This is a genomic window from Streptococcus sp. 2154 (genome assembly GCF_013277255.1).
GTDB classification, from domain to species: Bacteria; Bacillota; Bacilli; order Lactobacillales; family Streptococcaceae; genus Streptococcus; species Streptococcus pseudopneumoniae.
In genome coordinates, this window is record NZ_VMMK01000032.1 from 1 (window position 1) to 2319 (window position 2319).

1 protein-coding gene and 1 pseudogene are annotated in these 2319 nt (G+C 41.5%); one reads left to right on the top strand and one right to left on the bottom strand.

The window, feature by feature from the left end:
• Positions 1-484, bottom strand: a pseudogene (locus HT693_RS06410) (helix-turn-helix domain-containing protein); the annotation flags it as partial.
• A 402-nt stretch (positions 485-886) separates the two neighbouring features.
• On the opposite strand from HT693_RS06410, the gene tuf reads away from it, so the two are divergent.
• On the top strand, positions 887-2083 hold the full coding sequence (gene tuf, locus HT693_RS06415; protein ID WP_001040724.1) for an elongation factor Tu: 1197 nt from the start codon (positions 887-889) through the stop codon (positions 2081-2083).
• Positions 2084-2319: the final 236 nt, after the last annotated feature.

Consider the following 2319-nt stretch of genomic DNA (forward strand, 5'->3'; position numbering starts at 1 on the left):
ATAGATTGACCAGGGGGTTTAAAATTGGTGCTAGCTTGTTTCTTAAGCGCTTTTCCTTTTCTAGGATAGAGCAGATCCTGTTTTGACAATCCTAATTTTCCATGATGGATCCAGTAGTAGATGGTAGAAATTCCCACGTTAACGCCCTTAGCCTTGACCATCATTTCAGGCGAAACCTTTTGGTTATGATAGTGGAGAATCTTTTCCTTCAGCTCCTTGTTCAATCTTGATTTCTTGACCGAGCGCTTGCGATTATTTTCATAAGACTGTTGAGCATAGTCGGCAGAATAAACCTCTTTAAAGCGCCCTTTTCCAAGACATTGTCGGACTGTCCCACGCTTGTTTCAGTATGGATAGTTTGAGGAGCTTTTCCAAGTAAAGAGGCGATTTCTCTATTTGATTTCCCTTCCTTTTTCCATCGTTCGATTAAGCGACGGCTATCGATTGTCAAATGTTTGGCTTTTGTAGTATAATGGTTTTGCATCTCTGTGCCTTTCTTGTGTTTGTGATTGAACAACAAGTATAACACAGAGGTGTTTTCTTATGCCTAGAAGAGCTTTCATTTGACAAGAGGAACCCTTGAAGCAGTTTTGTCAGCTAAACCAAGGCTAATCTTAGCCTTGGCTTGTCAGCCTAACAGCATCAAGCCTCTTATCAAATGAAATCGAGGGCTAGCTATCAGCTAGTTGAACCATCTAATTTTTAGGAGGGCTGGGTGGCTAACTTCATTATAGAACTTTCAGTTAAATTTTTACCAAGAATAATTCACAAAAACGTTGTAAAACACTTGCAATTTAGCTGAAATTTGATAAAATAGTAAGGAAAGTTAGACTGTATTGCCTACTGTCTATCTATAAAATATATTTTATTGGAGGCTTTTACTCAAATGGCAAAAGAAAAATACGATCGTAGTAAACCACACGTTAACATTGGTACTATCGGACACGTTGACCACGGTAAAACTACCCTAACTGCAGCTATCACAACTGTTTTGGCACGTCGCTTGCCTTCATCAGTTAACCAACCTAAAGACTATGCGTCTATCGATGCTGCTCCAGAAGAACGCGAACGCGGTATCACAATCAACACTGCGCACGTTGAGTACGAAACTGAAAAACGTCACTACGCTCACATCGACGCTCCAGGACACGCGGACTACGTTAAAAACATGATCACTGGTGCCGCTCAAATGGACGGTGCTATCCTTGTAGTAGCTTCAACTGACGGACCAATGCCACAAACTCGTGAGCACATCCTTCTTTCACGTCAGGTTGGTGTTAAACACCTTATCGTCTTCATGAACAAAGTTGACTTGGTAGACGACGAAGAATTGCTTGAATTGGTTGAAATGGAAATCCGTGACCTATTGTCAGAATACGACTTCCCAGGTGACGATCTTCCAGTTATCCAAGGTTCAGCTCTTAAAGCTCTTGAAGGTGACTCTAAATACGAAGACATCGTTATGGAATTGATGAACACAGTTGATGAGTACATCCCAGAACCAGAACGTGACACTGACAAACCATTGCTTCTTCCAGTCGAAGACGTATTCTCAATCACTGGACGTGGTACAGTTGCTTCAGGACGTATCGACCGTGGTATCGTTAAAGTCAACGACGAAATCGAAATCGTTGGTATCAAAGAAGAAACTCAAAAAGCAGTTGTTACTGGTGTTGAAATGTTCCGTAAACAACTTGACGAAGGTCTTGCCGGAGATAACGTAGGTGTCCTTCTTCGTGGTGTTCAACGTGATGAAATCGAACGTGGACAAGTTATCGCTAAACCAGGTTCAATCAACCCACACACTAAATTCAAAGGTGAAGTCTACATCCTTACTAAAGAAGAGGGTGGACGTCACACTCCATTCTTCAACAACTACCGTCCACAATTCTACTTCCGTACTACTGACGTTACAGGTTCAATCGAACTTCCAGCAGGTACTGAAATGGTAATGCCTGGTGATAACGTGACAATCGACGTTGAGTTGATCCACCCAATCGCCGTAGAACAAGGTACTACATTCTCTATCCGTGAGGGTGGACGTACTGTTGGTTCAGGTATGGTTACAGAAATCGAAGCTTAATTCGATTTAGTTCCCAGAAGAACAATTATTTAAGTCAGACACTAAAAGAATCTTGCTTTGCAAGGTTCTTTTTTTCAGATATTGAACTAATACTCAATGAAAATCAAAGAGCAAACTAGGAAGCTAGCTGCAGGCTGCTCAAAACACTGTCTTGAGGTTGTAGATAAGACTGACGAAGTTAGCTCAAAACACTGTCTTGAGGTTGCAGATAGAACTGACGAAGTCAGCTCAAAACA